At 43.2% G+C, this 26,837-nt stretch carries 17 protein-coding genes; 7 read left to right on the top strand and 10 right to left on the bottom strand.

Going from position 1 to position 26,837, the window contains the following annotated elements; all coding sequences use genetic code 11:
• The first annotated feature begins 136 nt into the window (after positions 1-136).
• The 6 genes from BLR84_RS25355 to BLR84_RS25380 all read left to right on the top strand — a co-directional run bounded on the left by BLR84_RS25355 (position 137) and on the right by BLR84_RS25380 (position 4,539).
• A complete protein-coding gene (locus BLR84_RS25355) occupies positions 137-1,477 on the top strand; it encodes a hypothetical protein (protein ID WP_090473061.1) in 1,341 nt (446 codons plus the stop codon).
• An 84-nt stretch (positions 1,478-1,561) separates the two neighbouring features.
• Positions 1,562-2,362, top strand: a complete 801-nt coding sequence (locus tag BLR84_RS25360; RefSeq protein WP_090473062.1) for a hypothetical protein — start codon at positions 1,562-1,564, stop codon at positions 2,360-2,362.
• 439 nt (positions 2,363-2,801) lie between these two features.
• Positions 2,802-3,254 (top strand): SRPBCC family protein, encoded by a 453-nt coding sequence (locus BLR84_RS25365; RefSeq protein WP_090473063.1) that lies wholly within the window; start codon positions 2,802-2,804, stop codon positions 3,252-3,254.
• Positions 3,235-3,561, top strand: coding sequence for an ArsR/SmtB family transcription factor (locus BLR84_RS25370; RefSeq protein WP_090473064.1), 327 nt, complete (start codon positions 3,235-3,237; stop codon positions 3,559-3,561). Before BLR84_RS25365 ends, BLR84_RS25370 begins: the two co-directional genes overlap by 20 nt.
• A gap of 13 nt (positions 3,562-3,574) precedes the next feature.
• Positions 3,575-4,066, top strand: coding sequence for an SRPBCC family protein (locus BLR84_RS25375; RefSeq protein ID WP_090473065.1), 492 nt, complete (start codon positions 3,575-3,577; stop codon positions 4,064-4,066).
• Positions 4,067-4,080: 14 nt separating this feature from the next.
• On the top strand, positions 4,081-4,539 hold the full coding sequence (locus tag BLR84_RS25380) for an SRPBCC family protein (RefSeq protein ID WP_090473066.1): 459 nt from the start codon (positions 4,081-4,083) through the stop codon (positions 4,537-4,539).
• A 363-nt stretch (positions 4,540-4,902) separates the two neighbouring features.
• Here BLR84_RS25380 and BLR84_RS25385 read toward each other — a convergent pair whose 3' ends face one another.
• The 10 genes from BLR84_RS25385 to BLR84_RS25430 form a co-directional block, all read right to left on the bottom strand.
• Positions 4,903-6,726 (bottom strand): beta-N-acetylhexosaminidase, encoded by a 1,824-nt coding sequence (locus BLR84_RS25385; protein ID WP_090473067.1) that lies wholly within the window; start codon positions 6,724-6,726, stop codon positions 4,903-4,905.
• 80 nt (positions 6,727-6,806) lie between these two features.
• Positions 6,807-8,309, bottom strand: coding sequence for an alpha-L-fucosidase (locus BLR84_RS25390; protein WP_090473068.1), 1,503 nt, complete (start codon positions 8,307-8,309; stop codon positions 6,807-6,809).
• Positions 8,310-8,344: 35 nt separating this feature from the next.
• Complete coding sequence (locus BLR84_RS25395; protein WP_090473069.1) at positions 8,345-10,207, bottom strand: beta-N-acetylhexosaminidase; 1,863 nt, start codon at positions 10,205-10,207, stop codon at positions 8,345-8,347.
• 72 nt (positions 10,208-10,279) lie between these two features.
• Positions 10,280-11,992 carry an EndoS/ChiA family endoglycosidase gene (locus BLR84_RS25400; RefSeq protein ID WP_090473070.1) on the bottom strand — a complete coding sequence of 571 codons (1,713 nt, stop codon included), beginning with the start codon at positions 11,990-11,992 and terminating at the stop codon, positions 10,280-10,282.
• A gap of 175 nt (positions 11,993-12,167) precedes the next feature.
• The gene (locus BLR84_RS25405; RefSeq protein ID WP_090473071.1) at positions 12,168-13,940 is read right to left on the bottom strand and encodes a RagB/SusD family nutrient uptake outer membrane protein; all 1,773 of its coding nucleotides are present in this window, start codon (positions 13,938-13,940) and stop codon (positions 12,168-12,170) included.
• Positions 13,941-13,958: 18 nt separating this feature from the next.
• Positions 13,959-17,384 (bottom strand): TonB-dependent receptor, encoded by a 3,426-nt coding sequence (locus BLR84_RS25410; RefSeq protein WP_176852154.1) that lies wholly within the window; start codon positions 17,382-17,384, stop codon positions 13,959-13,961.
• A gap of 275 nt (positions 17,385-17,659) precedes the next feature.
• The gene (locus tag BLR84_RS25415; protein WP_176852155.1) at positions 17,660-18,796 is read right to left on the bottom strand and encodes a FecR family protein; all 1,137 of its coding nucleotides are present in this window, start codon (positions 18,794-18,796) and stop codon (positions 17,660-17,662) included.
• Positions 18,797-18,991: 195 nt separating this feature from the next.
• The gene (locus BLR84_RS25420; protein WP_090473074.1) at positions 18,992-19,546 is read right to left on the bottom strand and encodes an RNA polymerase sigma factor; all 555 of its coding nucleotides are present in this window, start codon (positions 19,544-19,546) and stop codon (positions 18,992-18,994) included.
• Positions 19,547-19,865: 319 nt separating this feature from the next.
• Positions 19,866-21,068 (bottom strand): DUF2252 domain-containing protein, encoded by a 1,203-nt coding sequence (locus BLR84_RS25425; protein WP_090473075.1) that lies wholly within the window; start codon positions 21,066-21,068, stop codon positions 19,866-19,868.
• Positions 21,069-21,131: 63 nt separating this feature from the next.
• Positions 21,132-21,998, bottom strand: a complete 867-nt coding sequence (locus tag BLR84_RS25430; RefSeq protein WP_255367042.1) for an MgtC/SapB family protein — start codon at positions 21,996-21,998, stop codon at positions 21,132-21,134.
• A gap of 233 nt (positions 21,999-22,231) precedes the next feature.
• Here BLR84_RS25430 and BLR84_RS25435 point away from each other — a divergent pair, with 233 nt between their 5' ends.
• Positions 22,232-26,245: a Pls/PosA family non-ribosomal peptide synthetase gene (locus BLR84_RS25435; protein ID WP_255367043.1), complete on the top strand. Its 4,014-nt coding sequence runs from the start codon at positions 22,232-22,234 to the stop codon at positions 26,243-26,245.
• Positions 26,246-26,837 lie beyond the last annotated feature (592 nt).

The raw sequence follows: 26,837 nt of genomic DNA on the forward strand, positions 1-26,837 counted from the left end.
AGTCTGAAAACAGCTTCTCTTTTTGATCTTGAAAAAGATGAGATGCTATTATTCTGACCTACAGAGAATTCCAAGTAAACCGAATAATGGGGGTTAAAAATTAAACTACCTCCCTGAAAAACAAAAAAACAACAAAATGAAAAAAGTATCTTTAGTAGCCCTATGCCTGGCTGCAGGAATTTTAGTAACATCTTGTAAAAAAGAAGCCAATAATGGCGCTTCGTTTGATAACCGTAGTACTGCTGCTACCGATTACCCATCTTCTGTTACATCGTTACCGGTAACTACAGTAAGCGGCGATATTACTACCAACACTACCTGGGATGCTGCTCATGTTTGGGAAATTAGTGGTGTGGTTACCGTAAGAAGCGGTGCTACCCTGACTATTGCGGCAGGTACTTTCATCAAATCAACTGTAAATACTCCGAATGTTCAAAATGGTGTATTGGTAATAGCAAAAGGTGCTAAAATTAATGCTGTTGGTACTGCAAGCAGCCCTATCGTTTTCACCAGCCGTTACCTGTTAGATGGTAATAACGCTACTGTTGGAAAACCTGGTGATTTTGGTGGTGTTATCCTTTTAGGTAACGCTGTAATTAACGTAGGCGATAAATTAATTGAAGGTTTGGCCGATGATCCTAAATTCCATTATGGTGGTACCAATGATGCTGATAACAGCGGTACTATTCAGTTTGCCCGTATCGAATTTGCCGGTTATGTATTAGCTCCCAACGTTGAAGTAAACTCTTTAACTTTAGGCGGTGTAGGTAGCGGTACTACTATCGATCACGTACAAGCATCTTATGGTCTTGATGACGGGTTTGAGTTTTTTGGTGGTAAAGTAAGCCCTAAATTCCTGATTTCGTTTGCAAATGACGATGATCAGTTTGATTTTGATAATGGCTTTACCGGTACTATCCAGTTTGCTATCGGTGTAGTAGATGCTTACTCAACCCATAGCGCCAGCAGCGGTGCCAGCGATTCAAATGGTATCGAGTCTGATAATAACGCACCTGCTGAAGATGCAACTTTTAGCAAATTACCTAAAACTCACCCTACATTGTCAAATTTCAGTGTAATAGGTACTTCTGCTGCAACATTATCACCGGCTATTACTGCCCCAGGACTTAAATGGGCTTTCCGTAACCGTCGTGGTGCTGAGGCTACTGTAAACAATTCTTTATTTACTGGTTATCCTACAGGCATCGTAGCTGATGTTGACGCAAATGCTTCACTGGTATCATTAAACAATGTTTCCACTCATGGCTTTACTGCTGCAACTTCAGTATTGGGTACCGGTGCATTTGTCACCTCAGGCGTATTAAATACTTCAACTGCAGCTGCCGCTCCTACCTGGGGTATGACTCAGCCGTTCTATAATTCAGGTGCGGTTAATTTTGGCCCTGCACAAACTCGTGGTGCCATTACTTCTGCTTCTGGTAACTGGTTAGCTACCTGGACTAAATTTACTTTCTAAAACTTAGCATAAGTTTTTTATTACAACCGGGGCATCATTTGATGCTCCGGTTTTTTGAAAAATATTACATATTAACAAAAATTCATGATCAAACTAAAATACCTAATCTTAGTTTTCGCGCTGTTTTTACTGGCGTGTAAAAAAGAGCAATTGCTCAATCCCAATCAAGTTGAACCGGTTAACCTTACAATTAAGGGTTATGTGATGACGGATACACTGGAGTTTGTGTTTAATAATAAAATATTAGGGCAGGCGATTGATGACGCATTCACAACAAGTCAAACCGGGGTCCTTTTTACTCCGGGAGATAAGATTCAGGTCCGTAAAAAAGCGGATGGCAAAACAGTTGGTAATATCGAAGTAGCTGCAAGTCCATTTAACCAGGTTAAAAAGATATTTTATGATGGCACCACCTTATCAAATAATTTAGTGCTCACACCTGTCACAAACCCAGAAAACATGGGTTTACGGTTAAGGTTCAGTACGCCCTTTAAAGATTTTTATGGAGGCCCGGTGGATATTGAAATTTTTGAGTATACGGTTAATAACGATACATATGAGATTACTTATACTTCCGTAAAAGAAGTGAAAAATGTAACCGGGGTGTTTGGGGATTTCGTCGAATTAGAGCCGCTTATCAGTACAGAGCTACTTACTAAGCAATATAATGTAAAAGTATATAAAGCCGGGACAAAAGAGTTACCCTACACCAGTATGGACCATGTTTTTCTGGATGATCCGGATCCGAATAACAATTACAGCGAAGCTATAAGCTTCGAAAAAGGGGCAAGCAAATTAATTTCGATCTCTCCTAATGGAAACGATGATAAAACAGAGATTGGTTCTGGCTATAGTATAGCTGATTTTTCGGCAGCTTTTAAATAATAAACAATTTTTTAAATTCAAAATTTTAACTGATCTGACCAATTATATAAAAAAGTAGCAGGTAAACATGTTCGTGAAAGACAAACTCAAACAACAACACTCTTTAGAGGATTTTTCTGAACAGTGTTCGACCAATAGTAATCCTTATCTGCTCATCACCGGAAGCCTTACGGCACTCGGTGGTTTAATTATATTTTCACTGATTATCTGGTTAGGGCGTGTGTGTATCCAATAAGCACACACTCGGCCTAACCATATTCAGCGTTCCCACTTATACTCCAATTTCACCTGCCGCATTATTTCCTGAAGGTGCAATGCATTAGCAGATATATAATCGGCATTACTGCCTGTATTTCTTTGCCCTGAAAAATAAATTGAAAATAAATTTGCGTAACTCATAAGTTACATATACATTTGGGTAACTTAAAAGTTACGCATTATGGCAAAGATCATTCAACACCAATTTTTTTACCCCAATCCACCAGAGGTAGTTTGGGAATATCTGACAAAACCCGAGCTGATTGCTCAATGGTTGATGAAGAACAATTTTGAGCCCACCGTAGGGCATGAATTTAATTTCCATGCGAGCCCTATGCCCGATATGGATTTCGATGGGGTTTTTCATTGCAAAGTATTGGAGATCGTTCCGTTCAAAAAACTTTCTTATTCCTGGAATTTTGGACCCGGCGACGGATCGTTAACCACCTCCGTAGTGAACTGGACCCTAACTGAGAAAGACAATGGCACCGACCTTTTACTGATCCATCGTGGATTCGAAGGAACCAACAACTTCCTGTCAATGTTCAACTCAATGGAAAAAGGCTGGTTAGAATTGGTACAAAAACTTTTGAAGGTAATCAACAACGCAGCAAATGGAACAACACAGGCTTGATGCATTCCAGGTAATTGCCGACCCGAGCCGGAGACAAATGTTATACCTGCTCTCGAAAGATAGTTTAACCATTAATTCATTAGCCGACAATTTTGATATGAGCCGGCCCGCCGTATCCAAACATATTAAAGTACTATATAATGCAGGCTTTATTTCTATACAGGATATCGGCCGGGAACGTCACTGCATTCTGAAGCAGGAGGGTTTTAACGAATTACATAAATGGTTAGAATATTTTGACGAATTCTGGGGCAGTAAATTGAAAAGTTTAGAAGCCCTGTTAAACGAAAGAACAAACAAAAAATAAATCAATAGAAATCATGAAAAACCAAAATTTCACAGCTACCATTTTGGTAGACCAAACCCCAGCACAAGCTTTCGATGCCATCAATAACGTACGCGGATGGTGGTCGGAAGAAACTAAAGGTGATACCGATAAACCCGGCGCCGTATTTTATTACCATTACCAGGACGTACATAGCTGCACATTCCAAATCACTGAATTAATACCCGGTAAAAAAGTTGTTTGGCATGTACTGCAAAATCATTTTAATTTTATTAAAGACCAGAGCGAGTGGGTGGATACAGATGTTGTTTTTGAAATTGCCAGTAAAGGCGACAAAACAGAGATCAACTTTACACATGTTGGACTTGTACCGGCATATGAATGTTATGATATTTGTTTTAACGCATGGGGTACATACATCACCAAAAGTTTGTACGACCTTATTACTAAGGGTAAGGGCCAGCCAAACCCTATAGAAGAAGCTGTAAAAAAAGCGCGAGAAATGAGCGCTGAGTTATTAAAATAAGAAGGAGAGAAAAAATGAGAGATCAAAATTATAACATCGTTTTTACGGTAGACCAATCGCCAGGGGAGGTTTTTGATGCTATCAGTAACGTTTGTGGATGGTGGACAGAAAACATGGAAGGCGGTTCTCAAAAACTAAATGATGAATTCGAAGTCCGTTTTGGGGATGTGCATTATTCCAAACAAAAACTAATAGAGCTGATCCCTGACAAAAAGATTGTTTGGTTTGTTACAGATAGCAAACTCAATTTTGTGAAAGACAAAAGCGAATGGACGGGCACTCAAATTATTTTTGAAATTACTGAATATGGCAGCAAAACAGAACTGCGTTTTACACACGTAGGTTTAACACCTCAATATGAATGTTATGGTGCTTGTTCAAACGCCTGGTGCGGTTATATAAGCAATAGTTTGAATAGTTTGATAACTACCGGTGAAGGACAACCAACCGGAAAAGAAGAAGTGAATTCCTGAGACCGCCGGAGAAATAACCCGGGATCCTTACCTCAAAAGGAGCTATAAAGCCCCCAGTTTTTGCTGGAGGCTTTTGGTTTGTGTGGTTAATCGGCAGGTTACGATATTATTAAACGTGAGCCTGGGATAAGCAGTTCATGTTATTTAAAGACACCCTGAATATTTTGCTCAAAGCTGACCAATGTAAACCCCATTATTTATGGTTTACACTGTAAATCGTTTTTTTTGATATAAAATAAATAAATTAATTGATTATCAATAATATATAAAAATATAAACTATAAAAAGTGTAAACCATGTAAACCCACTTTTCAACATAGCGGACATCGGGATCAGGTTTGCATTTCTTATCCCGAACTCGCGTTATTTAATATCAACACTAAATTCATTACTCGTTTTGTTCTCAGGGGTAACGATGATATACTTTAAAGTTAAAGGCCGGCCATTGGTGATGGGTGACAGGAATGGACCTGAATACAGATCGACAGTATTATCAACCTTGTGCCCGTCTATGGTGTAATATACTTTGCTGTCCGCAACAAAAGGGGTAATGGTTATTCTTTTTCTTTTGGTTGGCGCGTCATCAGTAATCACCACGTTTGCTTCCGGGATCCGGTAATTTACACCCGATCGCTCTATTGACTCTAAAACTACCGGTAATCTTTTGCTGGCAAAATCTTCATAGTTCTTGTTCTCTGTTTTTGTCCAGCCAACTTCTGCTAACGCGATGGCACGGGGAAACAGCATATATTCTAACTTATTGTTGGTGGATACATACTCCGTCCACATATTGGCCTGCACACCTAAAATATGTTTTTGCTGATCGGAAGTTAGCGCAGTAGGCCGTGGATTATAATTATAAACCACATCTAATGGCAGGAAACCGCCAATAGCAAGGGGTTCTGTTTTACCGTCTTTGGCCTGGGCATGATCTACATACATATTGCTATTGGGCGACATGATCACGTTATGCCCTTCTTTAGCGGCCTGTATGCCACCGGCTTCGCCCCTCCAGCTCATTACGGTTGCATTGGGTGTTAGTCCGCCTTCCAATATTTCGTCCCAGCCAATTAAGCTTTTGCCGTTTTTGTTTAAAAATTTTTCTATGCGGTTAATAAACCAGCTTTGCAGTTCGTGCTCATCTTTCAGCTTATTTTCGTGAATGATCTTTTGTGCCAGTGCCGAAGTTTTCCATTCATCCTTCGGAACCTCATCTCCACCAATGTGGATATACTTACTTGGGAAAATAGTCATCACCTCGGTTAAAACGTCCTGTAAAAACTGAAAGGTTGGCTCGCCTGGATTGTAAATGGTATTATGTACCCCCCAGTAGCCTGGTACTTTGTACGGACCGGTTCCATTGCCTAATTCGGGATATGCAGCTAATACGGCGGTACTGTGACCCGGCATTTCAATTTCGGGAATCACTTCAATATTTCTGTCGGCCGCGTATTTTACAATTTCACGAGCCTGTTCCTGGGTATAAAAGCCACCGCTCTTTTTTCCATCGTAGATGAACGGATTAAAATCGCCGTAACCACCAATAATGGTCGAATCGCGCCAGGCGCTGATGGCGGTTAGTTTTGGATATTTTTTTATTTCCAGGCGCCAGCCCTGGTCGTCTGTTAAATGCCAGTGCAGGGTGTTTAGTTTTAGCGAAGCCATTACGTCCAGGATCTTTTTGATCTCGTTGGCATCAAAAAAATGCCGGCCAACATCCATCATCAGGCCGCGGTATGCAAAATTGGGTTCATCATTAATGTTCACCACCGGGACAGATAATTGTTTACCCTTTTGCTGAATAAGTTGTAATAATGACTGAACGCCATAAAATACGCCGGCGCGGTTTCCCAGTATATTCACCCCTTTACTGGTTACTTTAAGCTGATAACTTTCATTAGGCAGTTTAGCAGATGAGGTATTTAAAACAACGGCATTTGTAACAGCTGCATTATTGATATTTAAAGTAAAGCCGTATTGCTTTTTCAAAAAATAATTGAACATGCCGGCTACCTTTTGAGCATCAGGTTCTTTGGCTACGATACTGGTATGCTGATTAATGATAAACTGGCCAACACCTTTTTCGGCAAATGCAGGTTTAGGTACGATGGTTACTTCATCGGTTTGCTGAGCAAACGTGGTCCGAGCGAATAAAATCAGGGCGAATAAAAAGAGGTTTTTTTTCATAATAAATTTAGAGCAGGGCCATCCGGGTTTTTTTCGTGCCGGATGGATTATTAGATATTTGTAGTTAAGTATGTGCAATTTTAAAGCCCGGTAAATTGTTTATATAAACCTATAGCAGTTAAAGTTGGATTTAACCTGGATGAGGTAATGTTTAATCTTACCTTTTGAGCCGTAACCGGTTTAAAGCGGATCAATCTTTTAGCGCCAACAGTAGTGCCTTCGGTTATTTGCTCCCAGCTTGTTCCGTTAAAATATTCCAGGTTGAATTTTTCAATACGCTGTCCAACGGTGATATTTTCCTGCAAACTCAATACATCAAATGTTTGTGATTTGGGTAGGCTGCATTCTATCACTGCAGTGGTGTCGCTACCTTTTGTGGTCCAGTAATTATGGATATTGCCATTAAAAAGAGCTTTGGCATTCTTGCCATTGGCCGAGCTGATCTTCGCCCCTTTCAACAGGTTGGTTTTAAAAGTTTGATCGATGATGTTTTTCCATGCCATCAAATTTTTCTGATCGTGTTCATTGATCAGGCCCTTTTTATCTGGTGGGATATTTAGCAGTAAAACAGAATTTCGGCCTACGGAACTGTAATAAATATCCAATAGTTTTTCGGGCGATTTTACGTTATTATCTTCCGCTTCATGATAAAACCATCCTGGTCTGATGGATACATCTGTTTCTGCAGGGTACCATACCAGGGCTTTTGCCTTGCTGACTTTGTCGCGGTTTCCAAGGTCACTGCCGGTCATATCCCCTTTGGGTTTAAACGCAATATCCTTTTGCGAATCTTTTTCGGTGTCCGCATTGTCTTGCTGATCTACCGGTATAACGCTCCATTCGGATAAACGGCCATAACCACTTTCGGTGCCTACCCAACGTACATCCGGCCCCATAATAGCTATTACAGCGTTAGGCTGTAACTTCCGGATCAAGCTGTACCAGGCGTCAAAATGATATACCGGTTTTTTACCGTTGGGGCCTTCGCCATTGGCTCCGTCAAACCAAACTTCATCAACCCGGCCGTAATTGCTCAGTAATTCGGTCAACTGGTTCATGAAATAAGCATTATACTTTTCGGTATAGCCATAATCGGGATTGTTCCTGTCCCATGGCGAAAGGTAGATGCCAAAACCAACGCCTTGCTGATGGCAGGCATCGGCTACTTCTTTTACCACATCGCCCTGGCCGTTTTTCCAGGGACTGTTTTTTACAGAATGTTCTGTGTACTTACTTGGCCACAGGCAAAAGCCATCGTGGTGTTTGGCGGTGATGATCACCTGTTTTATCCCGGCTTGTTTGCAGGTGCGTACCCATTGGGCTGCATCCAGTTGGCTTGGGTTAAATAGTTTGGTATCTTCCTTGCCATCGCCCCACTCCCGGTTGGTAAAGGTGTTCATGCCGAAATGGAGAAAGGCCGTGAACTCCAACTGTTGCCAGCGTAATTGCCGTGGCGAAGGCGTAATGTGCGCGGCTTTACTTACAATTTCCTGTTGGGAATCTGTTGGATTGATCGCCGTGTAATTTTGTGCAAAAGCCGACGAGCAAAAGCCAATGGCTATTATGGATAATATGTGTTTCATTTAATTAGTTTACATTTTCAAAACAGGACAATTGATTACCGGGTCCTTTTTTCTAATTCTTCACGCGGAACAATCAGCAATTTTCCTGCGGTAGCATTTCCTTTAAATGATTGCGCTCTTAATTGGTGGATGCCTTTGGGAATAACTATCGGTGTACCGTTGTAACGAATGCCCGATGTATCAGGGTTGGTATTGTCAAGGGTATAGTAAATATTCAGACTGTCGATATCTGTGCTGAGAGAAACCAGCAACTGTTTTTGCTCATCGAGTTTTGCAGTCGCAAGCACATCAAAGGCTGCTTTGGAATAATTGATCTGCGCAGCATCTAAAATTAGAAATTGAGGCTCTAATTTTTTTTGAAAATTGGCCCAGTTTTGTTTTGCCGGTAGCGACCAAAAAACCTCTGATAATGCCAGGGAGCGTGGCCAGGTCATGTATTCGGCATGTCGCCCGGTGGGTACAGCTTCTGACCATAAATTACCCTGTCCGCCCAAAACCAATGTGCTGTCTATCCCTGCCGGAACGGGGTTCCATTGATACGCCGTTTTTAAACGCAACATATCATATGTGTCAGGTTCCAGTTGCGGATCGCCCTGGTAAAGATCTAAATAGGTATTGCTGCTGGGTGTAAAAATAACCTGGTGCCCTTGTTTGGCTGCGTCTATACCACCCTGCATGCCTTGCCAACTCATCACTGTAGCTTCGGGGGCAAGCCCACCTTCCAGAATTTCATTCCAGCCAATTAATTTTTTCTTCTTTTTTTTCAGAATTTTTTCCACCCTTTTTATAAAATAGCTTTGCAGTTCGTGCTCTGTTTTTATCCCCTGCTGTTTCATAAAATCCTGTACCACGGCCGACTGCTGCCAGAAATACTTGGTAGCTTCATCGCCACCAATGTGTATATATTCTCCCGGGAACAAAGCTGCTACTTCGGTAAAAACTTTATCCAGAAAAGTATATACACGCTCGTCTGCCGGGTTTAAGGTATTGTCGTCGATATTATAAAATTTACTTCCGGGGTTTACGGAGTAAATGTATCCGGTTGCCGACAAATAAGGATAGGCCGCGATAGCTGCCAGCGAATGGCCGGGAACATCAATTTCGGGTACAATGGTTATATGTCTTTCGGTTGCGTAGGCTATAATTTCTTTGATATCCTGCTGTGTATAATACCCGCCATAAGTAGCCTTTTCATTTTTTTGAGGCGGATCAAAAGACCACCATCCCCCCGTTCTAGGTACCCGCCAGGCACCCACTTCTGTTAAGCGGGGCAGTGATTTTATTTCTATGCGCCATCCCTGGTCGTCTGTTAAGTGCCAGTGAAAAACATTGAATTTATAGCGGGCCATATCATCAATATATTTTTTTACAAAGTCTTTTGAAAAGAAATGCCGGCTCACATCCAACATCAATCCGCGCCATTTTAACCGGGGATAATCAACAATTTCTACAGCAGGTAAGTTAAGCTGCTGCTTATTAGCCTCGTCTGACAGAGAGAGCAGTTGCCGCATGGTTTGTAAACCATAAAAGATACCTGCCGTTTTGCGCGCCTGTAATTTTACTTCGCTTTCCGTAATGGATAGCTCGTAACCTTCATCATTGCCGAGGTTATTTAATGACGGATTCAACAATAGCCTGATGGAGTGTTCCGATGTAGTAGCTTTGTTTTTTACAGGCAATGTAAAACCTGTTAAGGTTTTGATCCATTCATTACCACGGTTGCCCAGCGTAGTAAGTTCGGAGTTACCTGAGGGGATGATTAAGGAGGTATGGTCGTCAATAACAAATGTGCCTTTGCCCTGAACCAACGATACCGGTTCGGGAATAATGGCCGTGTAATTTTGTGCATAAGCTGCCGAACAAAAGCTTAGGACTATGATGGTTAATATGGTTTTCATTTGCTTAAGATCGCCTTTTTAAAGCTTCCGGCAAACAACCGGAAGCTTTGTGACAGATATAGGGTTTGTTAATTATGGGCATCCGCTGGTTGTACTGGCTTGTGTACTCGCTGTATAAACTCCGCTGGTGATGGTGCCCGTATAAGTGGTACTCAATGATGCAACGGCAGTAGCATTACTGGCCGCATTATCCAGTTGCCAGTATAGCTTCAAGTTGGAAGCATTGGGGTGGCAGGTACCCAAACTTTTGTTCATCCAGGCAGAAATTGTTGACTGGCTAAGCGCGGCGTTCCAAACCCGTATTTCATCTATCTTTCCGCTCAGGTAAGTATTGGTAGATGAAGTGGTTTCGGAACCGGCCAGGAAGGCCGCCGTATTGGTGCTGCTTGTGGATGAAGGTATAGTACCCGAAAAAGTAAGCGTTTGCAAGGTACCATTGATATACAATTTAAGCTTTGACGCGTTGGTGCTTTGCGTACCATCAAACACCACAGCTACGTGGTACCATTGTCCCGCTGTAACGGCATTGGCGGCGGTGTAGCCATAGCTGTTACTGCCGTTACCCAAAATCACGTATAAGGAATTATCCCCTCCTCCTGTTTGTACGGCAATGCGATCGGTGCTGGTATTGCTCTTGGCTAAAATGTTGTTCCAGGAGCCAACGGCATTAAAGTAAACCCATGATTCGAGCGTAAATGCAGAGGTGCTTTTAAGCTGGGTAACATCGCCGGCAGATATTTTTCCGGAAGACAGGGAAACCGCGTTGGTGCTTGAAGTTGTTTGCGGCGGGTTCATCATTTGAATGGCGTGGCGGGTATATATATTATGAACGCCGTTGGCTATCTGATAATACTCATTGTCGATACCGTATGAGCCAACGCCACCCTTGGTCCCCTGTGTAGGTTGCCAGCTGGCATACTGATATATCTGTACCGGGTTATAAACATAGCTGGAGTTTTGACCGTCGCCAGAGCCATCTTCAAAATCAACCATCACCACAAACTGGTTGGGGTTAATGTACGAAGCAAAAGTGTTAAAGGTAGAGCTAAGCGTACTGGTTTGGCGCCAGTAGGCCTGCAGGAAAACATAATTGATTTTGGTGTATATCTGTGTAAAAAGGCTGTTGCTACCTGTTTGGTTGGTATCAAAAATGAGCAGTTTACCCGTTGTTGATTTTGGACCGAAGTATTGGCTCAAGGCATTCATCAACCCCACATCGGCAGTAAGCACGGAGCCGGAAGGGTTGCTTTCTACATCCAGGTCGATCCCATCGTAGCCCATTGCGTTGTAGCTGTTATAAGTAGCCAATGCCCAGGCCGCGTAGCCTGTACTGTTATTTGTATAGTGATTGGTATAAGAGGTATCAGAAGTGGTATTGGGCAAACTGGTAGTGTTTACCACCTTGGTGCCCTTGGCGTGTAAAGCCGGTATATAAGTATTTTTTAAAGCTGGCCAGTAAGGGGAGCTGCCAGGTGTATAATCGGTAAAATTGCAAATAATATCTACACTATCCGGCATATCGGTCATGGCAGGTCCATTAACATCCCCGGATACTATTTTATCACCCCAAGTGCGGTAATAACCTACCATAAGCTGGTGGGCGCTGCTTTTATAAGCTATCAGCTCTGCATTGGTAGCGGTTACGTTTAAACGGCTTGCCGCCGAATTAACTGCCGGTTGTTTTGTGCCATTGGTGATATCCTTTTTACAGGATGGAACATATACAATGAGCGCAAGGCACAGCATGAACAGCCATGTTTTAACTACAAAAATGTGTTTTTTCATAATAGGTTTTTTAAAGGTTTATAAATGAAGACGAAAATTTGTTAGTGATGGACTGTTTGGTGGATAGCATTTTATGAGTTACGATGGTTTTGAAAAGAACCCTCCCGAAGAAGGGTTCTTATAACCAACTAATCAACTATGCCGGTACTCACTCCGGCGATAGAAGTATTTTTATTTACCAACCTGGGTTTTGTTTGATTTTAGGATTTACGGTAGTTTCCTGTAAAGAAATAGGTAACAGATAGTCACGGCCAGGATTAAAGTTGTAACCATTTGCCATGCTGCTTACTTGTGCATAAGGCTGTATATAACCCTGTGTATTAACAAATAAATTTTGACCAATAACAATAGTTGGCAAAACAGTTAAAAATTGCCTGGCTATTGTTCCTAAAGGCTGTTTATGAACAACAAGCGAAGGGGCGGCTGCCCAGCGGCATATGTCATCAAAGCGGTAACCTTCGCAGGCCAATTCAATTCGGCGTTCCCTCCTAACTTCATTAATAACAGGAGAAAGATCAGGAAACGACCATTTCGGGTCTGCTGTGATAGCGCTGAGGTTTAAATGCGGCATCTTTACCCGGTCTCTTATTTTGTTAATCGTGTTATCTGCATCAGCCTGGGTTAGTAAGCCTAATTCGGCGCGCGCCTCTGCATAGATCAATAGAATTTCGGCATAACGCATATAAATAACCCCGTCTGTACCTCCGGGACCGTTGTGGCTATCCTGGAAAAAGTCGGTATTGAGCCCTTTTCTGATCTGGAAACCCGTTGTACAATTATCGCCCGCTATGAGTGCCGGATATGTGAACAGCTTAATGGGAGTTGACCCTGGTACATTTGATATTACCGTATCGCCATATAAAAAGATGCTTTGCCTTAATCGCGGATCACGGTTTTTAACAATATGGGCCAATGAATCATTGCCTTTGTACTGGGAGCTTACACTGATAGGCTTGCCATCGTTACACAGATAGTCATCAACCAGGTTCTTTGATATACCGGTAGCCTCCGATCCATCAGAACCAAACTGATAATAGTTTTGCCAGTAAGTAGTAATGCCAGCCTGTTGGTTATAGGCTCCCCAAAACATGATCTCCTTGCTGCCGGTATAATCTGTTTGATTAAATAAATTGAAATAGCCATTGGATATACCCACATTGTCCAGCTGATATGTTCCTGACGAAATAACCTGATTGGCTGCATCGGCGGCAAGTTGTAGATATTTTGATCCATTTTGCCCGGCTACACCAAATACATCGTTAGCATGATATTTTTCCCATGTGCCCTCAAATAAACACACCCTTGCTTTAAATCCCTGGGCGTATTCCTTGTATAAACGTTGTGACTGGGCTTTGCTTTTTGCAGGCAAACCCGCGATAGCCCTATCCAGATCATTAACTATCGAATCAATAACCACATTGCGGGGCAACCGTGGTGCGTTTAACAGATCCTTATCGTCTATATTCAGGGGTTTATTAACCCAGGGCATATCGCCATAACTTTTAACGGCGTTATAATATAACATGGCCCTAAAAAAGTAGGCTTCGCCTAGATAGGGAGCGATGTCGCTTGCAGAGGCGCTTACTTTTTGATAATTGGCCAAAAAATAATTCACATTGCGAATGTTGCTCCAGTCAGCATAGCCGCCACTGCCGGCAACAGTTAACTCTCCGTTCAGTCGGCCGTTTTCGGACTGGGGAACCATATTATCGCTATTTTCATCAACACTGTATATACCCAGACTACTGTATCCCCGGTAATGCGGAAAAATACCGTCCTTACCATAAAGGTTGTTCATATAGTTCTGCAGGTCATTAACAGTATGCCAGTATGACGATTCGGTTAACTGGGTAGGTGGCGTTTGATTCAACAGGCCATCCTTTTTACAGGAAGCAATGGCAAACAAGCCAATCGCAAAGAATATATATATGATTTTTTTCGGTTTCATAGCTCAAATTTTATATGATTATTTAATATTCATTTGTAAACCAAAAGAATAGACGCGTTGTAAAGGATAGATCTTTTCATCAGACTGCAATAGTTCCGGATCTACATACTGGTGTTTAAATGCTCCGGTAAACGTGAGGGCATTATCAACACTGCCATATAATTTTAATCGGTAAACATGGAATTTTTGAGTAAGCCTATCCGGGAAAGTGTAGCCCAGTTGCACGTTCTTCAGACGCATATACGCCGTATTGAGCAGGTAGCCCGATTGTGCAATTTGATTTTTACTGCTTCCATTATTGATATCCAATCTTGGGAAGTATCCGTTAGGATTAATGGTCGACCACCTGTCATCAAGCTTAGGGGTCACCGTGCTTTGATATTGTGAGGTCAATCCCCAGAAATAGTTGTTGGTCGGCACATAATCGGCATGACCTTGTCCCTGAATAAACAGACTAAAATCTATCCCCTTCCAGGTTATGCCTGTTGTGAAACCATATAAATATTTTGGTGTACTGTTACCTATAATGGTACGGTCACCGGGATCACCAACGGTGTTGCTGCCGTAAGTGATCTTTCCATCACCGTTAAGATCTGCATATTGGATATCTCCGGGCTTGTAGCCACTTGCATTGATAGCGTTTTGGTTTGGCGCGCTGTTAACCTGATCCTGTGTCTGAAACTTTCCAACGGTTTTAAAGCCCCATATAGCGCCCAGTTGTTCGCCAACGTAAGGTTGGTTGATGAATTTTTGCGCATTAGCATCGTATTTGGTGATTTTGCCCGAATAATGACTGATGTTTGCACGCGCCATTACACCTACGGAACCAAACTGATGTTTCCAGGAGGCGGTCAGATCCCAGCCTTTGGTGCTTGATGAAGCATTATTAACCGTTGGTGGCGCAATACCTAGTGGGCCCGGGTATGTGCTTGAAGGGGCAAACTGATCGGTTATTTTTTTATTATACCAGTCGGCAGTAATGCTAAAATCGGTCAGGAAATCAACATCAACACCAATATCAAGCATAGATGGTTTTGCCCAGGTTAATGTAGGACTTATTAAGCTGCCCGGATTAGAAACATAAGGTAAACGGCCGCCACTACCTGGGTTAAATATCCATTGACTGTTGGTTGCCGGATTGGTTTGTAAATTGCTTAAATACGGGTAATAAACTGGTGTTGAAGCATTCAGGAAATAAGAAATGTCTCCTAAGCCACCATAGGATGCTCTGAATTTCAGATTGTTGATCCATTTTTCAAGTGGTTTAAAAAAATCTTCTTTCGAAATGTTCCATCCTACAGATCCGGAGCTGAATAAATGATAACGCGTATTTTGCGGGAACAAGGAAGTACCCATATAACTGGCGTTGCCTTCAATCAGGTACTTTTCTTTGTAGTTATAGTTTATCCTGCCTATGGTGCTATTGGTGGCCCAGCTATAGCCTCCGCCATCTGTTGTTGATGGGGTTGTGCCGCTGGTAAGCGCCAGCGACGGCTGATTGGTACTATAGAGATATTGATTATAGCCGCTCAGGTTTGAATAGGTTTTTTGCTCTGTTTGCTCACCTACCAGTATTTTAAAGTAATGACCTCCTATTTGCTTTTCATAACTGGTAAAAACATTGTAGTTATAATAGCTGGTTAATCCATAATTTTCATTGATGGATGATATGGTATTGCTTAACGTTTGCGGATTATTAGGTGTAGAATAGTAATAAGGCAAAACAGTTGAAGTGATGTTATAGGTATTATAATCATAGCTATAGTGACCGGTGATATCCCAGCCGGTAATTGGCTTAATCGTGATATCGCCGCTTATGCGGCTATTGTTGGTACGGCTGTTATTTGTACCGCCCTGTTGTAGTTGAGGTATGTATGAATTGGAATCATATCCGCCATTCGGATCAATTAAGGCAATAATTGGCCATATCCTGGCTACCTGGTGAAAAAAGTTATAACCGGTATTGGCACCACCGTTATAAGGGTAGTGGTCATTCTCCTGAGAAAAGGACGTTTTTAAGCTAAAAGTTACATACTTGTTGAGATCAGCTGTTAAATTCGCCCTGATATTATTGCGCTGGTAGCTGTCATCGGCGTAATTAAACAAACCATTTTTTTTGGTCGATCCCAATCCAATAAAATAGGTTATTTTATCGCTGCCACCATCAATGCTCAGGTTATGTTGCTGGCTGGGTGCCCATCTTTTAATATAAGTTTTAAACCAGTCGTTATTGGCATTGCCAAATACCGGATCATAGGTAGCCCAGTTATTACTGCCGGGTACCGGAATAGTAGTAGGGGTATTTCCGGGGTCGGCTATGTAAGCTTTGATCCTTTTTATGGCGTCATCAGTTATCAGCGGAGGTAAACCGGCGTTGGCATAGGCCTCGTTATAGGTGTTTGCCCAAACCAATGAATTAGACATTACCGGCTGATTCAGTGGTTGTGCATAAGAGAAGTTATTGGAATAACTTAAACGGGCGGGCTGATTTTTTTTGCCTTGTTTGGTAGTGATCAATAATACGCCGTTAGGAGCCCTGGAGCCGTAAACAGCCGATGAGGCCGCATCTTTGAGCAAACTAATGCTTTCAATATCATTAACATTGATGGAGTTAATATCTGTTTCCACCCCATCCACCAGGATCAATGGACTTGCTAACTGGCCCCCATAACCTGTAAAACCACGTACGTTGATACTTTTTTTAGCATCGGGAGAACCGCCGCCATAATTGGTGGTTACGTTTAAGTTGGCCATCATACCCTGTAAGGCATCGCCAACATTGGTTACCGGTCTGTTTTGCAGGTCCTTGCCTTTTATCTGGTCAACCGCGCCGGTAAGGTCCACTTTTTTCTGGGTACCAAAACCAACCACAACCACCTCATTCAGATCACTTTTTCGCGGTATTAACTGAACGTTGATATCAGTGCGGCCATTAATTGCAATTTCCTGGGGCTCGTAACCAACAAAGCTAAAAACAAGTGTACCACTGGCCTCGGGCAAGGATAATGCATAATTGCCTTTGCTATCCGTAGCCATGGATATAGAGGATGCTTTCAGCTTAACGGTTACGCCGGGTAATGGCAGTCCGTTTTCGTCATTTACCTGGCCCTTAACCATTACATTGACAACCTGTACTGCCGGTGCCTGTATGTTCCTTTTTTGAACTACTATGGTTTTATCAACAATGGTATAAGTTAAAGGCTGGCCCTTAAAGCACTCGGTAAGTGCCTCCTGTAAAGTGGCATGATCTAATGAAATATCAATGTTGTGCGTACTGCGCAATACTTCGTCTTCGTACCAAATAATGTATTTGGTTTGCTTTTGTATGGCAGTAAAAACCTTTTTGATGGAAATGTTTTTTTCTGAAAGCGTTACTTGCTGCGCAAATCCTGTAGCCGATGCCTGTAAACAGGCCAATGTCATAAAAAAAACTACAAATTTCATAACCATGAAAATTTTAATGAGTGGCCTTTGCTTAAAAAACAAAGGCTTAAAAAGAGTATAAAAATTCATACTTTAGGAGTTAGGTTAACTGAATAGATTATCTGAAACTGGATTTTTTATCCCGACAAAATCGGGAAGGGGTTAACCAAATATTAGCCGGCGGTGTTGGTAGCACTGCCGGTTTTTTTCTGGTAACCGCATGGTGGGATTGGGGTATCTTTTATGCCATATCTGTTGTTGTTTAGGGTGATTAAATCAATTAAGTTTAATAAGGTTTAGGGGCTTACTATTAGTTTTTTGCCGGTCATCTTAAAATGGATCTTATTTAATTCCAGTACTTTTAATAAAACCGAGAGGTTTGATTCGCGGGAAATACCACCGGTAAATAAGCGGCCTGGCATATCGCCCTGGTACTCCACATCTATATCATACCATCTCGACACCCGCCGCATAATGGTTTTGATATCTTCGTTTACAAAGAAGGTTTGCCCGTTTTTCCAGGCCATAACCGCGTTGATATCCGCATCATCTGTAATAGATAATTTCCCATCGGTTGAAAGCTGCGCCTGCTGACCGGGTTTTAACATGCCGGTCATTTTATTTTTTATAATTTTCACCGATCCTTCCAGCAGTGTGGTTTTAACCGAGGCCTCATCGTTGTAAGCCATAATGTTAAAGTGGGTACCTAAAACCTGCACTTCTTCCTGCCCGTTCACATTGATTTTAAAGGGCATGGCTTTATTTTTAGCCACTTCAAAATAAGCTTCGCCGGTAATGGTTACCCTGCGCTCGGCTCCGGTGAAAGTGATGGGATAGCTGATAGAGGATGATGCGTTGAGCCATACTTTGGTGCCGTCAGCCAGTTGCAGGTCATACTTGCCGCCCCGGGGTGTTGTCATGGTATTATATATAGGAGCAGCATTGCTGGTAGCTGTTGTATTGTAAGCAATATGCCCATTGGCCGATTTCACAACCTTCGTATTGCCCTGGTGTGCAAGCAGGCCGTTCCGGGCCGAGTCTAAAACTATTTGTGAACCATCGCCAAGCGTTAATATGGCTTTGTTGCCACCCGGCTGTACATCAATTTGCTTTGGTTTAGTGATCGCAGTTAATGCCGCCGGTTTAGGTTTGTTGGTTTTAAGAAAATATATTCCGGGTAAAATAAACAGGAGTACAGCCGCCGCAAGTTTTACCCAGCGCAATACCCGGTGCTTAAACTTTTTTTCGGGTAACGATTGATGATCAAAAATACGATCAAGGATCAGTTGCTGCCGGTAACCCGGTAACGCGCGCTCTTCGGTCTCCTGATTTAAAGTATCGCCAAGTACTTCTTTTACCTGTGGCGCGTTTAGCGGATCATTAATATAATCAAAAAGCTCATGAGTTTCCTCTGCTGAAGCTTCTTTGCTCATATACCGGTTAAGTAAATTTAGGAGTTGTTGGTTATTCATGTGATGGAAAGGAATTATTTACGGGAAAGCAGATCGCGTATTTAGCCCTTTATATACACTGACACACAGCAAGGCCGCGAGGGTGAGTTGAAATAATAATATTTTTGTTTTTTTATTTTAAATTGCTGAAAATCAATAAATAAAATATTATTCAGGCTATTTAAAAAGCAGATAGAACAGGGTCAGGGTATTGATCCGGATACAATAGGTCCGGATAAATTTGAGGGCCAGTTTCATGTGCGTATGAACTGTTGACGATGAGATATTTAAACGCCCGGCCACTTCGCTGTACTTTAAGCCTTCCTGGTAGCATAAAGTATAAATGAGTTTTTGCTGTGGTGTAAGGCAGCTGATGGCATGGTTAAGCGAATGCTCCAGGTCGCGATGAAGAACCGCCTCCTCGGTATTATTTACCTCCTCTGTCATTTGTTTGCTTAGCTCAAAAGCGATCAGGTTTTCATGGGCAATGCGTCTTAATACATTGTACGCGTAATTCCGGGTCATGCGGTTGATGTAGGCTCCAAAATTTTCAATCTCCGGCAGATTTTCGCGGTTGAGCCAGATCTTCAGAAAAACCTCCTGCAAAATCTCTTCGGCCAGTTCTTCAGACCGGGTAAGCTTTAAAGCAAAGGGGTACACTGTTTTGGAGTAATGCTCAAAAAGAATAGTGAACGACTTTTGATCGCCGGTAGCTACCTGGTGCAAAAGCATTCGTTCTGTATCTCTTGATCTATTTTGCAATGCGTTATAAAAAACAGGGTTATCAATGTTGGTTTACATTCGTGGAGTGAATGTATTTCAAAAAGATATAATTTGCCTGTTTTAACACCCCGCAAACGTTTGTTTGGAATTGGAGGCTTTTAATGAAATATAAATAAGGATTGTCGGTCAAATGCGATAAAAAAGGCTTTTTGATCGGCACTATTTTCAGAAAGGAATGATCCTGAAAATTGCGGTGGGATGCAGCAATAATTGTTTACGCAAACGCTTGCGTAAACAATTATGAATAAAGGACTTAATTAAGGTGTGTTTATTTGGTTTTGATGGATTTATAACCAGCCATATACTGTTTGTAATCTTTTTTAACCTGGTTGGCATAGTTTTTTGCATAACTGAGGAGTGGTTTTTGCCAGGTATTTTCATGGGCAAAAGCAGTCAGCTCATCATTGATGGCCGAGCCCTGTATGCCGCAGCTCCGTAATTGTGCCGAGGCCGTTAATGTGGCCATATCCAGTAATACGCATTGCATATCCTTCAGATTGCCCGCCAAAAGATCCAGATTGATCCTATCGGCAAAGGGTTGCATTTCCTGTAACACATAAGTATCTTCTTTAAACACCGTAGTACTTAGCAATGCCGGGGAAATATTCTGCATGCGGTATTTGGTGGTGATGATCCGTTCGGCATCCGAAGCCCATTGGGGTTGGCGGATTGGGTTATAGGGAGCCAGGGATGATCGCGCACCTTCTTTAAGGTCCATTAATAAAAAATCGCCTTTTATTTTGGTGTTCTGCAATAAAAACATATAACGTTTTAGGCCAATGCTCCCGGTGCCGGCCACCCTAAACGCGGCATCTTTAACCTTGTAATTATTGGGCCAGGCGCCAGTTTTTTCCATCAGGCTGCTCAGGTGCTGCATCAGTTCGGTCTTTAGAGGCGCCTTGATGTCAAAATGGGTTTGGTCGTTTATTTTAATGCGCAACTGCTTGTGTATAGGAGCGGCAATCTTTTTGATAATATCCTTTTCCTTCCGCTTTTTAACTTTGATCAAGAAATCGCTTACAATGCCTCCCGCTGTTCTGGGGTCGATATAATAGGCCTTGCCCGATTGCAGTACTTCGGTATATTTCTTTAAAAAAAGTTTCACCATAGTGTCGGCTTCGGCTTTGGTGAGTTTTAGGGTATCAAAAGCCACATAAATACTGGTGAGTACCCGGGCCAGTTCCCAGTTTAAGGGGGCCTGCATCGATTCGTCAAAATCATTCAGGTCAAAATAAACCAAGCGGTTGTTCCCTTTAAAACTGCCAAAATTTTCCAGGTGCAGGTCGCCGCAGATCCACACTGGTGGCGAAACCGGGAAGTCTTTAACCCGGGCCAGGTCTTCATAAAACAAATGGCACGTCCCCCTGAAAAAACGGAAGGGGCTTTCGGTCATGGCTTTATATTTGAGTTGAACTTTGTCGGGCAGCAGCGGTGCATTAAATTTTTTAATTCTTTCAATAATAGTATTCATGTTGTACTGAATTTAAAATATAGAAATATAATGCAGGGAGTATGAAAGGCTTTTTAAGGAAGATTACCACTCAAAGGATTGAACAATGGCCTGGTCAAGCAGCCATTCATTAAACAGTTCCAGTTGTTTGCCCTTGCCGGATACCAGCACTTCCAGGATCACCTGCTCACCGGAGCGTAATAATTTGGAATTGGTAACCTGTAAGTTTAAGGTTTTGATTTGCTGTTGGATGGCGCCCGAAGGGTATTTATCCTTAAAGGTGATCTTATAATCGCGGTGTTGGAAACGGAAATCTATCTGGAACTGGATAAAATCAAGCGCGTAAAGTATAAATAAAGCTAATACCAATGATACTCCCGCCAGTAGATATTCGCCAATACCTATTAACATGCCAATGGCGGCGGCTATCCAGATAGAAGCGGCGGTGGTGATGCCCGAAACGCTCACATTGTTGCGAAATATGACCCCGGCCCCTAAAAAGCCCACGCCAGTGATAATGTTGGCAGCTATGCGGTCGCGGTTGGAGTCGACACCTAAAAGATAGGAACAAATGGTGAATACCGTTGAGCCAAAACAGATGAGCGCCAGCGTACGGAACCCGGCCGATTTACCCCTGATCTCCCGCTCAAACCCCAGGATACTGCCAGCTATGACGGATAAAATTATTTTTAATACCTCATCGCCATTGATCGTGTGGGAGATATTGATAATTGAACTAAGCAACATTTTAGGTTTAACATTAAATATTTTTCGAATAGCAGGTTTCGTAAATATAAATAAAATAAAGCGATGAATGATAGCCTGATGTCGACTCACCCTGTCATCGCTGCACTCGACATCCCTCTCTTTTATTTTTGTCATCCTGAGCGATAGCGAAGGATCTTCTTCAGCATGCCTGGCGCATAATAGATGCTTCACTTCGTTCAGCATGACAAATCTGTTTTCCCAACCGGAGGGATCGCTGTGCTAATCTCGCGGGAGCGTAAAAAAGCGAAACAAAAAAAAGCACCGTTTTAAACGTTTATGCCTAAACAAAGTCATATATCCGTCTGTTGAAGACGCGGATGAAATATTAATAATATACTATTGTTAAATCATGTGTTATTAAATTCTTCCAACCGACATTTTTAATACATTTGGTTGGCAAAGTTTGCATTACCAATTTGCAGACAAAAACTACCAGCGGCCTAACCATGATGATGATAGCCAAGAGCTTACTAAAAGGGACTGAACGACCTGACTTTATTAAACACGAAACCATTGCCGATATTTTCAGAGCGTCGGCATCACAATATGCCCACAATACCGCCCTCATTTTTGGCGACAGGCAACTGAATTATGCCCAGCTTGATTCCTGGAGCAATTACATAGCGGCCTTTATCGCTTCAAAAGGTATTGGCAAGGGCCATTCTATAGGGGTGTGGCAATCCCGCGGGCTCGAGCTACAGGCTGTTATCCTGGGGATTGTAAAATCGGGCGCGGCCTATGTTCCGCTCGATAGAGAGATGCCCGAAGAAAGGTTGCAGATCGTATTACAGGAAATTGGGGCTGCCGCTTGTTTCAGTGATGCCCAGCCGGTGTTGGATTGCCCTGTGTTTGCTGTTCCGGAATTTCGGGAGCAATATGAAGACTATACTTTACCTGTTGGTCCGGATGCGGACGACCGGGCCTATGTACTGTACACTTCGGGCAGTACGGGTAAACCCAAAGGCATTCCCATCCTCCATAAACATATCTGCCACCTCATCCGTTCGGAGCAAAGCGTATTGGAGATCACCCCACAGGATAAAGTGTACCAGGGTTTCTCGGTATCCTTTGATATGTGGTGTGAAGAAACCTGGATAAGTCTGTTTGCCGGGGCATCTTTATGGATAGCCGATGCCACTACGGCAAAATCTATCGATGAGCTCAGCGATATTTTAAAACAACAACAAATTACCATATTACATGCCGTACCCAGCTTGCTGGCGGTGATGGATGATGATATACCATCCCTGCGCCTCATTAACGCGGGTGGCGAAGCTTGTACACCAGCAGTGTTAAACCGCTGGAGCAAGCCCGGGAAAAATATATTTTACAATAGCTACGGCCCTACCGAAACAACGGTAACCACCACCATGGTGCCGCTGATACCGGGGGATGCCATCACCATTGGCGGACCACTGCCTAACTATGACCTGGCCGTAGTTGACGATAAATTTAACCTGCTGCCAACCGGGCAACAAGGCGAACTCATTATTTCGGGCCCGGGTGTGAGCGAAGGCTATGTGAACCGGCCCGAGCTTACCCGCGAAAAATTTCTTGATAAGCCGGTAACCTTAATGGAGCTGGCCGGCGACCGTATTTACCTGAGCGGCGATGCCGTGGTGATGCAGCCCGATGGCCGCATTGATTTTCATGGTCGCCTGGACGACCAGGTTAAATTGCGCGGTTACCGGATAGAGCTGGGCGAAATTGAATCGAGATTGAACCAGCTCGAAGAGGTGGCCACAGCGGCGGTTGCCTTGAAAAAGGATTCGACCGGCCAGGATCAATTGGTGGGTTATGTGACACTCAAGCCTGGTCAGGCATTTGATCAGCAGCATAGCCGCAGTCGGCTTTCGGAAGTTTTACCTCCTTATATGGTGCCGCTGGTGGTTATCCAGATGGATAAGTTCCCCAGGCTATCAAGCGGCAAGATCGACCGTAAATCGCTTCCAGTGCCGGAGGCCTTACAAAATGTGCCGCAACAAGAGGAGATCCATATTAGCCCCGATGATCCGCTTGCGGTAAAAGTAATGGCCGGATTGAACCACCTGTTCCCCGGCAGAGATATCACTCCTGAATCGGACTTTTTTACAGATCTGGGGGGGCATTCCTTACTGGCAGCCACATTTTCATCCTGGTTACGCAAAGAGGCCGGGATCCAGCATGCATCATTAAAAGATATTTACACCAATCGCCCGGTAAAAAACCTCATCAATACCTGGGAGCTTGCCGAAAAGAAAGCCCGGGAAAAGAAAACCGTGGATAAGGAGATCTTTCATAAGATCCCCTCTTTGCGTTATTTGCTTTGCGGTTTGGCGCAGGCCATCTCCCTGTTATTTATATATGGGCTGTTCGCTGTTCAAATATTTGTGCCCTATCTGGGCTACTATTATGTGGTGAGCAAAACCGAATCCGGACAGGATAATTCGGGTATCGGTCTGGCAGTGGCCTTACTGCTCTATTGCCTGATACCGCCCTTTTTATCTTTATTGGGTATTGCCGCCAAATGGATATTGCTGGGTAAGGTTAAAGAAGGCGATCACCCTTTGTGGGGCTCTTATTATTTCCGTTACTGGCTGGTAAACAGGTTAACACAACTGGCTCCCGCCCAGTTCATGAACGGTACGCCCCTTTACCCCTTATATCTGCGTATGCTGGGTACCCGCGTAGCCAAAGATGCCCAAATAAGCGCGGTTACCATAGGCGCCAACGATCTGCTGGAAATTGGCAGCGACGTAAGCCTGAGCTCGGGCGTGGTGTTGGATAACGTATCGGTCGAAAACGGGCTGATCAAATTCCGCAAGATCAGCATAGGCGCCCATGCTTATATTGGCAGCGGCGCGGTGCTGTCGGGCGATACTGTAGTGGAAGACTGGGGTGAGCTGCAGGACCTGAGCCATTTGCAGAGCGGCCAAACTATCAAAGCTTACGAGGTATGGAAAGGTAGTCCGGCAGAAAAGGTGGATCAAATGCAACCCGAAGAATTGCCGCAACCGCTTAAATCGCCTTTCCTCAAGATCAAGACTTACGGTTTTCTGTATACACTGCTGCTCATTATATTTCCGGCGGTTGTTTTGGTGCCTTTGCTCCCTGTCATCAGGCTGTTGAATTACCTGGATCTGCAAACCGGCGATTATGATTTTAGTTATTTCATCCATGTACCGGCACTCACCCTGGTATATATATTACTTTACGCGTTTGAAACCGTGTTGTTATCCCGCCTGCTTTTATGGGGCATCAAACCCGGAACCTATCCGGTTTTCAGCAGTACTTATGTACGCAAATGGCTTTCCGATCAATTGATATCTGTCGCGCTCATTGTATTGCACCCCATATATGCCACGGTTTTTGTTTCCTTTTTCTTCAGGATGCTGGGCTCAAAAATTGGTAAAAATACCGAGATCTCCACCGCCAGTAACGTTACCCATACCATGCTGGAGATAGGCAACGAATCGTTTATCGCGGATGCCGTTACCCTGGGTGAAGAGGACATTCGTGCCCAACGGCTCATCTTGAAAAAGACCACCATTGGCAACAGCAGCTTTGTGGGCAACAGCGCCTTAATTCCCCAGGGATATGAACTGGGCGATAATATGCTGATCGGCGTACTATCGGTGCCGCCAACACTCGAGCAACAACAGGACAACCCCCGCGGCGACTGGTTTGGTTCGCCGGCCATAGCTTTGCCCCGCCGGCAGGATAGCGGTACTTACCCGGCATCGCTTACCACCACCCCATCCTGGTCACGGAAATTATCCCGCGGCCTGATCGAAACCATCCGCATCCTGCTGCCTGAAACTGTGATCATCTGTTGCAGCGTGCTGTTCATCGCTTATTGCCATGATCTGATCAAGGAACGCACTGTTTTACAGATCGTCGAACAAATACCCAAAATACCATTCTATTACCTTTTTTATATGGGGCTTCCGGCATTCTTTATTTCCTTAGCTTTAAAATGGGTGGTGATAGGTATGTTTAAAAAAGAGCAAAACCCCATGTGGACGCATCGGGTTTGGAGAAGCGAAGCTATCACCACAACCTACGAAGCCCTGGCCGTGCCCTTTATGCTCGAATTTTTAAAGGGGACGCCATTTTTGCCCTGGGCCTTGCGATTGTTTGGTGTGAAGATTGGCAGGCGGGTATGGCTCAACACCACTGACATTACCGAGTACGACATGGTTTCTATCGGCGATGATACCGCTTTAAATGAAGATTGCGGTCCGCAGACCCATTTATTTGAAGACCGGGTGATGAAAGTAGGCAGCATCAAAATAGGAGCCCGTTGCAGCATAGGCGCGCGTAGTATTGTTTTGTACGACAGCGAGATAGGCGACGATGTAAAACTGGAACCCCTATCCCTGGTGATGAAAGGCGAAACCCTGGCCTCCGAAACCGAATGGACCGGCAGCCCGATTAGAGCGCTGGGGTAAGTCGGAAGTTTTGAGTCTTAAGTCATGGGTTGAGGTTTCTGACAGCATTTTCTGTGTAGAGACGCATATTTGCGTCTCCTGCATGCATTGTTTCCTCAAGTTGTCTGTGTCCTCACAGACAACTTAAAAGAGGTGATTCAAGACTTAAAACTTCGGACTTAGAACTTAAATCCGTATATTTGTATACATACAACGGCCCGGTTTTCCTGTAAAAAGGAGAACCGGGCCGTTTGCATAAAGGATAAAAGGCCCAAAAATCAGCCGTTTGGTATGTAGTTATTTGACAGTCAATAATTTAATACTTTTTAAAGCTTTCAAAGCACATCGAAAATTTGTTAAAAAGTGTTAAAATGGGGTTGAAGCCTAATTAAAATAGCCTAAAAGCAAGCCTTTCACGCTGTTTTCGACTAAAAAAGTGTTAAAATTAAAGGTTTAAAAAGTTTTTACACCTAAATCTGCCGGATGTCCGGGTTCCAAACCAATGCAAACGTTTGTGTTATTTTAAGCTTTAAGGTGCCCGGGTTTTATAAGTATCTTGTTGGGCTAAAGGCATCGCCAAGAAAGTCATTTATACACCTTATTGAATTACGTC

Origin of the sequence: Mucilaginibacter sp. OK268 (assembly GCF_900103125.1) — a bacterium.
GTDB lineage: Bacteria > Bacteroidota > Bacteroidia > Sphingobacteriales > Sphingobacteriaceae > Mucilaginibacter.

What these genes read in the sequence shown, in the direction of transcription:
- BLR84_RS25390 (WP_090473068.1), bottom strand. Translation starts at nt 8,309, where the DNA reads ATGAAACACATATTATCCATAATAGCCATTGGCTTTTGCTCGTCGGCT.
- BLR84_RS25405 (WP_090473071.1), bottom strand. Translation starts at nt 13,940, where the DNA reads ATGAAACCGAAAAAAATCATATATATATTCTTTGCGATTGGCTTGTTT.
- BLR84_RS25430 (WP_255367042.1), bottom strand. Translation starts at nt 21,998, where the DNA reads ATGCTGAACGAAGTGAAGCATCTATTATGCGCCAGGCATGCTGAAGAA.
- BLR84_RS25360 (WP_090473062.1), top strand. Translation starts at nt 1,562, where the DNA reads ATGATCAAACTAAAATACCTAATCTTAGTTTTCGCGCTGTTTTTACTG.
- BLR84_RS25425 (WP_090473075.1), bottom strand. Translation starts at nt 21,068, where the DNA reads ATGAATACTATTATTGAAAGAATTAAAAAATTTAATGCACCGCTGCTG.
- BLR84_RS25400 (WP_090473070.1), bottom strand. Translation starts at nt 11,992, where the DNA reads ATGAAAAAACACATTTTTGTAGTTAAAACATGGCTGTTCATGCTGTGC.
- BLR84_RS25420 (WP_090473074.1), bottom strand. Translation starts at nt 19,546, where the DNA reads ATGCTTTTGCACCAGGTAGCTACCGGCGATCAAAAGTCGTTCACTATT.
- BLR84_RS25375 (WP_090473065.1), top strand. Translation starts at nt 3,575, where the DNA reads ATGAAAAACCAAAATTTCACAGCTACCATTTTGGTAGACCAAACCCCA.
- BLR84_RS25385 (WP_090473067.1), bottom strand. Translation starts at nt 6,726, where the DNA reads ATGAAAAAAAACCTCTTTTTATTCGCCCTGATTTTATTCGCTCGGACC.
- BLR84_RS25410 (WP_176852154.1), bottom strand. Translation starts at nt 17,384, where the DNA reads ATGAAATTTGTAGTTTTTTTTATGACATTGGCCTGTTTACAGGCATCG.
- BLR84_RS25365 (WP_090473063.1), top strand. Translation starts at nt 2,802, where the DNA reads ATGGCAAAGATCATTCAACACCAATTTTTTTACCCCAATCCACCAGAG.
- BLR84_RS25395 (WP_090473069.1), bottom strand. Translation starts at nt 10,207, where the DNA reads ATGAAAACCATATTAACCATCATAGTCCTAAGCTTTTGTTCGGCAGCT.
- BLR84_RS25380 (WP_090473066.1), top strand. Translation starts at nt 4,081, where the DNA reads ATGAGAGATCAAAATTATAACATCGTTTTTACGGTAGACCAATCGCCA.
- BLR84_RS25355 (WP_090473061.1), top strand. Translation starts at nt 137, where the DNA reads ATGAAAAAAGTATCTTTAGTAGCCCTATGCCTGGCTGCAGGAATTTTA.
- BLR84_RS25415 (WP_176852155.1), bottom strand. Translation starts at nt 18,796, where the DNA reads ATGAGCAAAGAAGCTTCAGCAGAGGAAACTCATGAGCTTTTTGATTAT.
- BLR84_RS25370 (WP_090473064.1), top strand. Translation starts at nt 3,235, where the DNA reads ATGGAACAACACAGGCTTGATGCATTCCAGGTAATTGCCGACCCGAGC.